General features: G+C 38.3%; 10 protein-coding genes and 1 tRNA gene. All 11 read right to left on the bottom strand.

Going from position 1 to position 13034, the window contains the following annotated elements; all coding sequences use genetic code 11:
• Positions 1 to 37: 37 nt before the first annotated feature.
• Positions 38 to 2068 (bottom strand): TonB-dependent receptor, encoded by a 2031-nt coding sequence (locus N0B48_RS17695; protein WP_259840274.1) that lies wholly within the window; start codon positions 2066 to 2068, stop codon positions 38 to 40.
• A 281-nt stretch (positions 2069 to 2349) separates the two neighbouring features.
• A tRNA-Ala gene (locus N0B48_RS17690) sits at positions 2350 to 2423 on the bottom strand.
• 170 nt (positions 2424 to 2593) lie between these two features.
• Positions 2594 to 3073: a MarR family winged helix-turn-helix transcriptional regulator gene (locus N0B48_RS17685; RefSeq protein WP_259840273.1), complete on the bottom strand. Its 480-nt coding sequence runs from the start codon at positions 3071 to 3073 to the stop codon at positions 2594 to 2596.
• Complete coding sequence (locus N0B48_RS17680; protein ID WP_259840272.1) at positions 3070 to 3567, bottom strand: GNAT family N-acetyltransferase; 498 nt, start codon at positions 3565 to 3567, stop codon at positions 3070 to 3072. Before N0B48_RS17680 ends, N0B48_RS17685 begins: the two co-directional genes overlap by 4 nt.
• Positions 3568 to 3876: 309 nt before the next feature.
• Positions 3877 to 5292, bottom strand: a complete 1416-nt coding sequence (locus N0B48_RS17675; RefSeq protein ID WP_259840271.1) for an efflux transporter outer membrane subunit — start codon at positions 5290 to 5292, stop codon at positions 3877 to 3879.
• A 98-nt stretch (positions 5293 to 5390) separates the two neighbouring features.
• Entirely contained in the window at positions 5391 to 8537 is a 3147-nt protein-coding gene (locus tag N0B48_RS17670; protein ID WP_259840270.1) for an efflux RND transporter permease subunit, read from the bottom strand.
• Position 8538: 1 nt separating this feature from the next.
• On the bottom strand, positions 8539 to 9726 hold the full coding sequence (locus tag N0B48_RS17665) for an efflux RND transporter periplasmic adaptor subunit (RefSeq protein ID WP_259840269.1): 1188 nt from the start codon (positions 9724 to 9726) through the stop codon (positions 8539 to 8541).
• Position 9727: 1 nt separating this feature from the next.
• Positions 9728 to 10183 carry a transcriptional regulator gene (locus N0B48_RS17660; protein WP_223608014.1) on the bottom strand — a complete coding sequence of 152 codons (456 nt, stop codon included), beginning with the start codon at positions 10181 to 10183 and terminating at the stop codon, positions 9728 to 9730.
• A gap of 116 nt (positions 10184 to 10299) precedes the next feature.
• Positions 10300 to 10812 (bottom strand): GNAT family N-acetyltransferase, encoded by a 513-nt coding sequence (locus N0B48_RS17655; RefSeq protein WP_259840268.1) that lies wholly within the window; start codon positions 10810 to 10812, stop codon positions 10300 to 10302.
• A 580-nt stretch (positions 10813 to 11392) separates the two neighbouring features.
• Complete coding sequence (locus tag N0B48_RS17650) at positions 11393 to 11623, bottom strand: DUF2007 domain-containing protein (RefSeq protein ID WP_259840267.1); 231 nt, start codon at positions 11621 to 11623, stop codon at positions 11393 to 11395.
• A 62-nt stretch (positions 11624 to 11685) separates the two neighbouring features.
• Positions 11686 to 13011 (bottom strand): L-lysine 6-transaminase, encoded by a 1326-nt coding sequence (gene lat / locus N0B48_RS17645; protein ID WP_259840266.1) that lies wholly within the window; start codon positions 13009 to 13011, stop codon positions 11686 to 11688.
• Positions 13012 to 13034: the final 23 nt, after the last annotated feature.

The following is a 13034-nucleotide window of genomic DNA, read 5'->3' as shown; positions in this document are numbered from 1 at the left end:
TATCAGACCTGACAAGGTACTTTTTTAGCTTCGGAGATTAAAAATCCGCTTTAATACCCAGCACAAAATTTCTTTTCGGAGCAGGATTAAAATACCGGTTTCCAAACGCATTACTATCAAAGCCGGAGACATAGTTCTCATTGTAAAGATTCTGAAGCTGCAGGGATAGATTTAACCTTGTTTTATCCAAACTGACCGGAAATCTTAATTGAATATTTCCGATTAAACTCGGCTCTGACCAAACAGAATTGGCGTCATTCAAAGGTATTTTTGAAGTGTAAAAATGGGAATAATCGACAGACAGTTTTTTGAAAAAAGTAAAATTCAGTAAACTGTTAAGTGTTGTTCCCGGAACCCCTGTAAGATCATTCCCCGAGAAATCATTTTCGTTTTGCCGGTAGTTTTGAAATTTAAAGTGGTAAAATGCCCCTGAAAACCGAAATTTTATTTTACTGAAAACATTATTTTTCAAATCAAAATCTTTAGTTTCCAAAAGAAATTCCCAACCTTTCTGAACCGTTTCTCCTGCATTGACAAAATATTCCTGACCCGCTTCATTTTGCCTTCTCACAATCGCATCCTTCATACGGAAGTCAAAATAACTCCCTTCTATAAACATATAATTTCCAAACTGCATTCTGATGCCAGCCTCTTTATTCCATCCGAATTCAGGACTTAGCGTAACATTAAATTCCTGAGTAGATGACCGTATTTCTTCATTGGTGGGAGCAGAATTTCCCTTACCTATTTTTCCTCTGACTGAAAAACCTTTTGCCAGCAGATAGGTCAGCCCAAAATTCGGAAGCCATTGCTCTTTAAAATGTACTTTGTGACTCTGTGACTGAGGATAAAGTCTCTCCCCTTTATAAGAATTTGAATTGAGACTCACAGAAATATCAGTAAAAAGTTTGGAATTAAAATTCAGTTTCTGCGACAGAAAATAAAAACCTGAAGTATTTCTGATCCAGTCAAAATTCTGTGGATTGCCTTGATATCCTTTATTATTATCGTAGTTTTTTACCAAAATATCGTTGATGCCTCCCTCGAAGCCAAACCGCCAGGCTAGTGAAATTTTCGTCCAGTTTTTCTCATAATTTAAATGAGTTCGTAAAGCAAAATTCTTTTCAAAACGGTTCTCAAAATTGGTAATGAACGGATTTTTAAAATCAACATATGATCCTTGAACTAAAATAAAATGGGAAAAAGCGGGGGTAAAATTATATTCGTTTGAAAGACCTGCCAAAACCATTTTATTGCGGATTCCTGCATTTTGTTCCAAAGCACCTGGCAGCGCAGAAGTCGCAGGTCTTGCCAGTTTTCTATCAACCTGCATTTGTCCAAGCGTTAATCCACCAGGAGTCCGGTAATCCAGATCGGTGTACATGAGCATAGCCTGGAGCAATCCTTTTTCTGAATACTGAAAATGATCTTTGATGAAGATCTGCTTCCTGAGCATTTCAGACTGCTGTCTGTAGGCATCTGTCTGGTAGTGACTCTGAAAAATTTCAACAAAATGTTTTCCAAGTTGTTTTGACAGATTAAAACTCTCATTAAAAGTTCCATAGCTTCCAATGGAAAGGCGGGCAGAAAGGTTTTCCGAATCTTTGGTTTTAAGAAGAACAGTACCTCCCGTAACGGCTCCATAATCTCCGCTTTCCGGACCTTTGTAAATTTCCATTCTGTCGATCAGATCAGGAGAAATCACATTCAAATATGTATTTCCGGAAGCATCGGATAGAATAAAATCATCGAGATACACTTTTACATTACGAACACCAAAAGGAGATCTCAAAGTGCTTCCGCGAACAGAAAGCCTGTAACTTCCCGGAGAGCGTTCTTCCATCCTGACACCAGCGGTCTGATTGATGGATTCCAGCATTCTTTCGGGGGTATTCTGATGAAGTACATTTTCTGAGACTACAGAAACTGATTTTGTGGAAGACATAAAGCCTGACGGTTTCTTGTAAGCATCAATTTTAACTTCTGATACAAGGGTTGCCGAATCTTCCTTTTGAGAAAATAAAGCGGTAACATACAATATAGAAAAAAAGAGATATATTTTTTTCATAAAGCAGGAATACGTAAAACTATACTTTTTCTTTCTATTGAACAACGAAAAAACAGATTCAGTACTCAATGATTGACTGAGCATTACGAACGACAGGTTGAATGAGTGTTTCTTAATTTTCTTTTCCGGGCTTATCCATTTGTCAGTAAAATATCATGGATAGAGTCATCTTAAAAGAAATGAATGACTAGATCTAAAAATAAAAATCCTGTATTTCCGAAGAATTACAGGATTAATAAGCTTTTCAAGCGTTTTTGATGAGATTTACATCATCTGCTCCGTGGAGAATATGGGGATCGAACCCACCACCTTTAGACTGCCAGTCTAACGCTCTAGCCAGATGAGCTAATTCCCCTACTTTCTTAAAGCGGTACAAAAGTAAGTATTTAAACTGCATATCCAAATATTTTAGCACTTTTTTTATCAGAATTTACAGTAAACTTTCCGCTGCTGCTAGGGATTTAAAGTGATTCGTAGAAAATCCCTTGATTGTGTTATCAATCAAATAACTGGCAATCAATATATTTACTTTGAATTCTTTAATTGCAATGCCCTCTGATAAAACGACTGCTCAGCAATTTTCGCTTCCGCTTCATCAATAGCCTTTAGAAGATGATTTTCATTGTCAGCAATCTCACCCAGTACTTTTGAGACTAAGTCCCAGACAGGTTTCATTTTCTCAATCAATTCAATGCCTTTTGGAGACAGTACAATCAGCCTTCTCCGCTCATCCTGTTTATCTTTTTTTGACTGGATAAGCTTTTGTTTTTCCAGTTCTTTGAGCAGACTTATGGTTGAAGGATGGGTGTATCCTATTTCGTTCGCGATTTCTACAACGCTCAGCATTTTTTTATGGTGTAACGTAAAGATGACAGGAAACCATTTAGGTTCAAAATCAATCCCAAAGGATTTGTAGATCAAAGCTCCATCTTTTCTGAGCTGCTCACTGAGACGCTGAAGTCTGGTGGATATCGCAAGAATCCCCGATTCATCTATTATATTCATACCGTCTGGTTTATGATTAAAGAATAAAAAACATTATCCGCACTCATCAATGGAAAACGGGCCGGCAGGTTTTCTTTTTCAACCTGTACAAAATGGTTTCGTTCGTAAAAACGGATGGCTGCTTTCAATATATTAACCGTTCCAAGGTAAATAGCATCTATTCCACTTTCGCGACAGAAAGCAATTAAAACTTCCAGAAGCTCCTGCGCAATATTCAGTTCCTTTCCTCTGAATTCCTTTTTGACAAACATCTTTCTGACCGCTCCTTCCCTTTCATCAAATTTAACCAATGCGATTGAACCTACAAGTTCACCATCAATAAAAGCACCCCAGAAGTTTCCACCTGCTTCCGTATAAAAGCTTTCAATTTGTTTAAGATCAGGCTGATCTTCAATGGTAATAGGTACGTTAAATTCTTTTTGCTGGATATTCAGAATCATGTCAATCAGCTGATCGGAATAGGTATTATTTAGTTGTTGAATATGTACTTTCATGTCTTTGTTATTTTACATTACAAAACTACGTAGTTTACTACATATATGCAAATAAAATTATTTTTTTTGCTGTTTCTAAAGTTTAACTAGCTCCTACATAAGGCTTCATTACTAGTAATTTTTGTTGTTGAAAAAGCGCAAAGATTTTCAGCCAAGGAGAATGATGAGATTGCTTCGTCGTTACACTCCTCGCAATGACAGTTTTCATCAATTTTATTGCAGATAAAATCTTTAGCGTTTTCCAAAAAAAAATAAAAAAACGTACGCCAGAAATGACGTACGTTTTTATTACTGATCGAATGAAAATGATTATTTCCATCCACCACCAAGCGCCTGATACAGCTCTACAGCAGCTTTCATTTTATTGTATTCCGCATTGGAGATATTCAACTCTGCGTTTAATGAATTCACACTTGCATTCAATACTTCAAGGTAATTGGCCATCCCGTAGGTAACCAGTTCCTGAGAGTAATCAACAGATTTTTTGTAAGCATCCAGTTCTTTCTGTTTTAATTCAATAAAAGAATCCTGAACAGAAAATACTCTGATCGCGTCCGAAACTTCTTTTCCAGCTGTAAGAACAGTCTTTCTAAAGTTCAGATAAGCCGTTTCCTGATTCGCAAGACTTACGTCGTAGTTCGTCTGGATCTGTCTTTTATTTAAGATCGGCTGAGCCAAACCAGCAACAACATTCGCAAACAGTGAATTTACACTGAACAAATGGTCAAGGTCCACCGACTGCAATCCTCCGCTTCCTGTAAGCTTTAATGTAGGATAAAACTGAGCTTTTGCTGATTTGGTAAGCTCGAAAGCATTCATCAGACTATACTCCGCTCTCATCACATCCGGACGGTTAGCCAATAGCTGTGCAGGATAACCCAATTTAAGATCTATCGGAAGCTTTTGTGTTTCCAGCGTAGATCTTGCAATCGAATGAGAAGGTTCTCCCAGAAGAAGACTCATCGTGTTTTCAAGCAACTGAGTCTGCGTTTCAATATCGATCAGCAGGGACTTGGCATTGAAAACAAGCGCCTCACTCTGCTGTACCGCTACTTCTGTAACATTTCCTGAGATTTTTAACGCTTTTGTTGTTTCTAGGTTCTTTTCTCTTACCGCAATGGTTTCATTGATGATTCTTTTTTGAGCATCAAAGGTCAGAAGCTGGTAATAAGCCGAAGCAATAGAAGCTACAAGATCACTCTTAACCGCTTTATGAGCAGCAACAGTTCCAAGATACGTCGCGAGCTGAGCTTTTTCCTGAGCTTTTAATTTTCCCCAAAGATCTGCTTCCCATCCGATAGTCGCTGTAATATCAAACTGATTGACATAACGTCTTTCTCCGATGATCTGCCCAAACTGTGTATTGATAGACTGCGTCTGGAACGTATAGTTCGGTCCTACAGAAAGGGTTGGCTGGTAGGCTGCTTTACTCTGTTTCAGGTAAGCCTCTGCGGAACCAATGCTCTGCAGTGCAATCCTGATATCTAAGTTGTTTTCTAAAGCTTTGGAAATATGCCCCTGCAATATGGGATCTGTAAAAATTTCCTTCCACGAAACAGTTCCTACACTGACACTGTCCGAAGGAAGCATATCTGTACGGAAAAGCTTTTCGTCTACAACGTTTTTCGGTCTCTCATAGTCTTTTCTGGCCATACATGATGTAATGGCTCCCAGTATGACAGCTGAAAAAGTTATTCCTTTTATGATGTTTAATAAACTCTTCATTTTTGTTAATTAGAAGTTAGAGTTTAGAAATTAGAAGTTAGAAGTTAGTTTTTAGATTCGTTTCTAATTTCTAACTTCTAATATCTTAAACCTTAATTTTATTCTGCTAAATTGATATCTTCTCTTTTAATCGGCTTCACTTTCTCTTGTAAAGTCTGGAAAATCACATACAAAACAGGAATTACAAAAAGTCCTAAAATGGTCCCTATTAATAATCCTATCGCCGCACCTGTTGCAATAGATCGGTTACCTACTGCTCCAATTCCGCTGGCAAGAACCAATGGCAATAGTCCGAAGATGAACGCAAATGAGGTCATCAAAATCGGTCTTAACCTGGCTTTTGCAGCATTGATCGCAGACATGACAATGGTTTCTCCGTGATGCCTTCTCTGAACAGCAAATTCAATGATCAAAATGGCGTTTTTCGCGAGCAATCCAACCAACATAATCAAAGCAATCTGGAAATAAATATTGTTTTCCAAGCCCATTATTTTTTGTCCGAAATAGGCTCCCATTACCCCAAGAGGAAGAGAAATTACCACGACCAACGGAAGGATATAACTCTCATACTGAGCAGAAAGAATGAAGTAAACGAAAATTAAACTTAATCCAAAGATCAAAAGGGTCTGAGATCCTGAATTTAATTCTTCTCTTGTTAATCCTGTAAACTCTACATCGTAATTTTGATTTAAAGTTTCTTTGGCAACATCCTGTACCGCTGTAATTGCATCCCCTGAACTGAATCCTGCGGAGTTGGCCCCTGTAATCTTCACGGAAGTAAACAGGTTATATCGGCTTACTGACTGTGGTCCGTATGCTTTTTTCAGCGTTACAAACTGAGAAATTGGCGACATGACTCCGGAAGCAGTTCTCACATACAATTCATTTAAGTTATTGATGTTCTGTCTGTTTTCAGGAAGTGCCTGAACCATTACCCTGAACTGTTTCCCGTATTTTGTAAAGTCTGCGGTGTAAACCCCTCCGATATATCCCTGCATCGTACTTAAAATCGTATTGACAGAAACGCCTACCTGCTTGGCCAAAGGAACATTGATGTCCATTTGATACTGAGGATATTTTGTATTAAATGATGATTGGGCAAATTCAATCTCGGGTCTCTGCATCAGCTTTCCGATAAACTCGTTGGTTTTGTTATCAAGATCAGCATAATCTCCTCCTGATTTGTCTAACAGTACCATTTCAAAACCGGCACTGTTACCAAAACCTGGTACACTTGGCGGCTGGAAGAATACGATTTTTGCATCCGGAACTTTTCCTGAAATACCAAATAGTTTTTTAGTAATATCTTCAGAGGTCTGCCCGTCTTTTTTCCTTTCGTCAAATGGTTTCAGCTTAACGAAAGCAAGACCGTTATTACTCCCGTTTCCGGATAAGAAACCTCTACCGGTGGAAATCGTTACGTTTTGTACTCCAGGAACTTTTAAAGCATTCGCTTGAAGGGTTTTCAAAGCATTGTATGTTCTTTCCATGGAAGCGCCCGGAGGAAGCTGTACGTCTGTAAAGATGATCCCCCTGTCTTCTGTAGGCACGAAACCTTTCTTCATGCTGCTGCTTGCCCAGAATAAAATACTTCCGGTAACCGCAAAGATGACCAATGTAACCCATTTATGTCTTAATAAGAATACAAATCCTCTTCCATAGCGGTCGGTTGCCGTTTTGAAAGCAATGTTAAACTTGTAGAAAAATTTCTGTAACAGGTTTAAGTTTTTATATTCTGAATGATGCTCTGAGTGAGGTTTTAAGAATAATGAACATAAAACCGGGCTCAACGTTAATGCATTAATTGCAGAAATGATAATCGCTATGATCAGTGTAATACCAAACTGCTGATAGAAAACCCCCGTTGGACCTGTAATAAATGTCACCGGAACGAATACCGCAGCCATCACCAAAGTAATGGAGATAATAGCTCCTGTGATTTCATCCATCGCCTCTACGGTTGCTTTTTTAGCATCGGCAATACCGTGTTCCATCTTGGCGTGAACGGCCTCGACGACGACAATCGCGTCATCCACCACAATACCAATCGCAAGAACTAGTGCAAATAAGGTTAAAAGGTTTAATGAATATCCAAATAAATTCAGGAAGAAGAATGCACCTACAATAGATACCGGAACCGCAATGGCCGGAATTAATGTAGATCTGAAGTCCTGTAAGAAAATATATACCACGATAAATACCAGAATAAAGGCTTCAATTAAGGTATGAACTACCTTTTCAATCGATGCCTCAAGAAATTCGTTGGTATCAAAGTTAAATGTATATTTTACGCCTTTAGGGAAGCTTCCTTCCGCTGATTTCAGATAGGTTTTGATATTTTTAATAATTTCCTGGGCATTGGAACCGGGCGTCTGAAAGATCCCCATACTGATGGACGGGTTGTTTCCGTTTTCTCCGACTCCTGTGTAGGACTGTCCTGCCAATTCAACTTTAGCCACATCTTTCAGCATTAAATTCTGTCCACTTGGAAGCGCTTTAATGATGATATTGTCATATTGTTCCTTTTCGTTGAATTTCCCGACATATTTAATGATATATTCAAAAGAGCTCCCGCTGTTTTGTCCGATAGAACCGGCAGCTGCTTCTCTACTCTGCTCATTGATCGCCGCCGTAACATCATCCGGAGTTAATCCGTAAGCTGCCATTTTTGAAGGATCAAGCCAGACTCTCATGGAATAATTTTTACCCCCGAAAACGTTGGCATCACCTACTCCATTAATTCTTTTTAAGTTCGGAATAATGTTGATATTCAAAAAGTTCTGAAGATATACATCATCCAGGTCTTTGTTTTCAGAATAGAAAGACATGTACATCAATGCACTGGTCTGCTGTTTCTGCGTGACAACTCCTGAACGGGTCACCTCACTTGGAAGTAGCGGTGTTGCTCTGGTCACACGGTTCTGTACGTTTACCGCAGCAATATCCGGATCAATTCCCTGTTTAAAGAATACCTGAATTTGTGCTGAACCGTCATTTCCTGCACTGGAAGTAATGTAATCCATTCCTTCCACCCCGTTAATCTGTTCTTCCAGAGGTACTACAACACTTTTCATAACCGTTTCCGCATTGGCTCCCGTATAGTTCGCTGAAACGCTTACAGTGGGAGGTGCAATATCCGGATACTGTGTGACTGGCAGGGCAATCAACCCCAAAACCCCGAGAATCACAATTAAGATTGAGATTACGGTGGATAAAACCGGTCGGTTTATAAAATTTTTAATCATTTTAGAATTTCGGTTTTATAGATTGTACAAGGCTATCCATTTTTACTGGTTTCGGCTTCACAGCAGTTCCTGTTTTCAGTCCTCCGATTCCTGCAGCAACAATCATTTCACCTTTATTGATACCTGTTTTTATTAAGGCCATATTGTCAATTCTGTCGATCACATTAATCACTACATTTCTTGCCGTATCTCCTTTATCCACTTTATAAACGTAAACAATACCCTGCTGTTCGTACGTTGCACTTTCAGGAACGACCAATACATTATCATATGTTTTTGGAAGTCTGATGGATCCACTGTTCCCATTGCTCAGCAATTTCTGTGGATTGGCAAAGGCAACTCTGAACTGAATGGTTCCTGTAGTTGCATCAATTTGTCCTGTAATGGCTTCAATTCTGCCTTTTTCAGAATAAATACTGCCGTTGGCCAACTGAAGCTCAACCATGGGAAGATTTTTGATCTTCTCTGACATACTGGCTCCCGGAGATTTTTCAAGGAAATCAAAATATTCTTTTTCATTCATGGAAAAATAGACAAACAATTCAGAAGTATCCGAAATAGTCGTTAAGGCAGTTTGATCGCTCGGCCCTACTAAACTCCCTACTTTTAAAGGAAGTCTTCCAATAACTCCTGAAATAGGGGCACGAATGACAGAGTACTCGATATTGGCTTCTACCCCTTTATAATTGGCAACGGCCTGTCTTTTGGCTGCTGTAGCCTGTTGCAACTGCGCCTGAGCCTGGGCAAGATTAGCCTGAGCCGTCTGCAATTGTACATTGCTGATGATATTTTTCTGAACGAGAGGTTTCAGTTTGTTGACTTCCACCTGAGCTGCATTTACAGAAGCCTGTGCCGCTGCAATAGTAGATTCGGCTGCACCAATACCAGCTTTGGAAGCTGCTGCATTTTCGGTCAGGATATTGGTCTCCAGACGGAACAACGGCTGTCCTTTTGTCACATACTGTCCTTCGTCTACTAAAACCTGAGTGATATATCCCTGTATTTTTGCGCGGACATCATTGTTGACCCTTCCTTGTATGGTAGCCGGGAAGGTCTGATAGCCCACTATATTTTTGGACTCCACATTGACAACGGGATAAGGTTTTGGGCCATCCTGTTTTGGAGCTTCTTTTTTGCAGGCTGTCAGTGAAAACGCTGCAATAGAAAGTATAACTAGCTTATTATTCATTTTAAAGTTTATTAAGAGATTCCTGAATATTTTCTATGTTTTTATGTAAGAGTGCTTTGTAGGCTTCTACCCGTTCGTTGTATTCATTGTCATGATTTTTTTTAAAGTTGTTTAGGTCATCCAGCAGTTTGAGTTCGTCCTCCATTTTTTGAACAATTTTTTCAAATCTGATCTTCTTGTACTCATCATTGATGAAAAAATACCGTTTTCGCTCATCCATTTTGTTGTGGTCGATGATGAGCTGTGCATTCAACAGTAGTGAAATACTGGTGGAAACAGAGCTTTTGCTCGCGGAAAGCACTTCGACAAATTCGTCAAAAGTAATACCTACTTTCTCGTAATCGAAAAGCAGGTAGGCATAGATTTTTGACGCTAAAGGCGGTAGGTTGAAAACGGTGCCATAAAACTTTACGGCATCTTGAAAAATTTTTTCATCAATTTCTATACTTTGGTGCATAATATAAAAATTTTGACAAAAGTAGAAATTAGTTCAGAACTAAACGAACAAACATGATAGAGTTTATAAATACAACTTCTTTTAAAAATTCAATGAAAGTTGATTTAACTTTTTGCTTAAATTATAATCTTCTCATAGGCCTTTCTCATTCCGTCTGCCAAAAGAACTTCACCACAATAGGAATAACCCTTGCTTTCAAGGATTTTCAGCATGGCGATATTATCGTAATTTGTGTCTACTTTTATACTTTGGATTTCCTGGGATTTTGTAAAATCTTCAATATGGTCAAATAATTTTTTCACCATTCCCTGGCCGGCAAATTTTCCATCAACCGCCACTCTGTGCACAACAACGAATTCCCCATCGCTCAGCCACGCTCCTTCAATCGTACTGTAAGCCGGTTCATCATTTAAGATCAAAGCGGCATATACAGCAATTTCTCCGTCTACCGTCATCACATATCCAAAGCCTTTTGCAATGTCACTTTCTACCGTTCCCATATTAGGATAACCATTCTGCCACTGGGTGCTTCCGTCCTGTTTTCTCCTTTCAATGGATTGTTGGATAATAGCCCAAATGGCGTTTCTGTCTTCAATTTCAGCTTTTCTCAGCTTAGTTTCTGCATTCATTGTTGTTTATTTTATATTGAGAATTAAGAGATTCGGTATTTTATATTTTGGCTAAAGCCGGATTTGAATTTTTTTTATTTTGAAGTAGGCGGGCTAAAGCCCACCGCTATTGAATATTTTATTCCACGAAATCACAATTCTAATTTTTTTAACCTCTTATTTTTTAATTTGAATTAAGGCGGGTTAAAACCCACCGCTATTGAATATTTTATTCCACGAAACAAGAAGTAATACTATCTGAATTATTCAGCGTCTTAGTTTTTAATCTGATCTCGGCGGGCTAAAGCCCACCGCTACTGAATATCTTATCCCACGAAATACAAGATTGTCATTTCTTAATTCTTTAACATTTTACTTTTTTTTCGGATCAGGGCGGGCTAAAGCCCACCTCTATTGAATATTTTATTCACAAAATAAAAGATCATAATTTCTTAATTCTTTAATTTCCAAATCTTTAAATTCTTAAATATTTGAATTTTTAAATATTTAAATAACGGTCCTTATTTGAATCAAAAAACCGAAAACTAATTAAAATTAATTTTCGGTTCGAAGTAGTAAAATTTAAAATTATGAAATTGTTTTATTGATTTTCACTTTGTTGAAGATAAGCATCTATAATTTCGAATGCATTCTTCTCGTCTTCCAGATTTACCATCACTTTCAGCGACGTTGCGGTAGGCGTAGTCGTGAATGTAAGATAACTGTTTTCGACGCTGTTTGTAATTTGTGCATCATCCAATTTAGACTTTATTAACTGGATTTCTGAAGGCTTATCACTTTCAAAAACCGATACTCTCGTACTTCTTTCCATATTCTATATCGTTTGAGTATCTAAATGTACAATGTTTTTTTGAAAATTACAAATCTTTGATTTTAAATTTTGTTAAGATTGTTCTCGATTTTATCTAACGCTAACTGAATTTCTTCCTGTGTCACATTAAGATGTGGTCTGAAACGAAGTGACTGATCTCCACACGGAAGAATGATCAATCCGTCTTTGAAAAGCTCGTTCATTAAATGGTTTCTGGCTTCTCCTGAAGGAAGATCAATAGCGCACATCAGGCCTCTTCCTCTTGCATTTGAAATTTTCTCAGGATATTTCAGAGCCAGTTCTTTTAATCTTTCCAACAGATAATCTCCAACCACTCTTGCGTTTTCCACAAGGTTTTCTTTTTCGATTACTTCCATCACCAACTGGAAACGAAGCATGTCGATAAAGTTCCCTCCGAAAGTAGAGTTAATTCTTGAACTTTCTCTGAAAACATTGTTCGGAACCTGATCAAATTTTTCTTTATTCGCTAAAACCCCACAAACCTGAGCTTTTTTACCGAAAGAAATAATATCCGGTTTTGCTGTAAAATGCTGGAACGCCCACATTTTCCCTGTGATGGCAATACCTGTCTGAACTTCATCAAAGATCAGTAAGATCTCATTCTGATCACACAGTTTTCTCAATCCCATTAAGAACTCGTCTCTGAAGTGATTGTCACCACCTTCAGCCTGGATAGGCTCAATAATGATACATGCCACTTTATCAGGATTCATCAGAATAGCTTCCTCAATCTGAAGAAGAGCTAATCTTTCATTCTTAATAGTTTCCTCTAAGTTCTCTTCCGTGATAGGGAAAGATAATTTAGGATTTAAGATTCTTGGCCATTCAAACATCGGGAAATACTGATATTTTCTTGGGTCAGAAGTATTGGTTAAGCTCAATGTATAGCCGCTTCTTCCGTGGAATGCCTGTCTGAAATGAATACAGATCCCGGCTTCCGTCTGAAGTCCTTTTTCAAAATTCTTACGCGTTTTCCAGTCGAAGCACGCCTTCATTGCATTTTCTACCCCTAAACTTCCACCTTCAATAAAGAAAGCATACTGCAGTTCTTCAGGAATCACTACTCTTTCAAAAACTTCCAGAAAGTGAGCATATTCTTCTGAGTACACGTCTGCTAAAGTAGGCTTGTTCACAGCCATTCTTCCCAGCCATTCTGATCTTTCTACCAGATAAGGGTGATTGTACCCTATAGAAGCTGATCCAAACATAGAGAACATATCCAGATACTCTTTGTCTGTAAGCTTGTCATATAGCCATGAACCGTGGGATCTTTCAATATCCATCACAAAATCAAAGCCGTCTGCCAAAACGTGTCTTCCTACTGTTTCTTTTACTTTATTTGCTTTTATATCAATTGTTTGTTCCATAATTAACTGTGTTTGATTTAAAA

This window comes from Chryseobacterium herbae, from assembly GCF_025154075.1.
GTDB lineage: Bacteria > Bacteroidota > Bacteroidia > Flavobacteriales > Weeksellaceae > Chryseobacterium > Chryseobacterium herbae.
Note: the sequence above shows the minus strand (reverse complement) of the source record. Positions and strands in the feature narration are given on the sequence as shown.

Bases quoted from the DNA above. Each gene is read 5' to 3' on its own strand.
- N0B48_RS17655 (WP_259840268.1), bottom strand. From the start codon at position 10,812: ATGAATGCAGAAACTAAGCTGAGAAAAGCTGAAATTGAAGACAGAAAC.
- N0B48_RS17695 (WP_259840274.1), bottom strand. From the start codon at position 2,068: ATGAAAAAAATATATCTCTTTTTTTCTATATTGTATGTTACCGCTTTA.
- N0B48_RS17685 (WP_259840273.1), bottom strand. From the start codon at position 3,073: ATGAATATAATAGATGAATCGGGGATTCTTGCGATATCCACCAGACTT.
- N0B48_RS17665 (WP_259840269.1), bottom strand. From the start codon at position 9,726: ATGAATAATAAGCTAGTTATACTTTCTATTGCAGCGTTTTCACTGACA.
- N0B48_RS17680 (WP_259840272.1), bottom strand. From the start codon at position 3,567: ATGAAAGTACATATTCAACAACTAAATAATACCTATTCCGATCAGCTG.
- N0B48_RS17675 (WP_259840271.1), bottom strand. From the start codon at position 5,292: ATGAAGAGTTTATTAAACATCATAAAAGGAATAACTTTTTCAGCTGTC.
- lat (WP_259840266.1), bottom strand. From the start codon at position 13,011: ATGGAACAAACAATTGATATAAAAGCAAATAAAGTAAAAGAAACAGTA.
- N0B48_RS17660 (WP_223608014.1), bottom strand. From the start codon at position 10,183: ATGCACCAAAGTATAGAAATTGATGAAAAAATTTTTCAAGATGCCGTA.
- N0B48_RS17670 (WP_259840270.1), bottom strand. From the start codon at position 8,537: ATGATTAAAAATTTTATAAACCGACCGGTTTTATCCACCGTAATCTCA.
- N0B48_RS17650 (WP_259840267.1), bottom strand. From the start codon at position 11,623: ATGGAAAGAAGTACGAGAGTATCGGTTTTTGAAAGTGATAAGCCTTCA.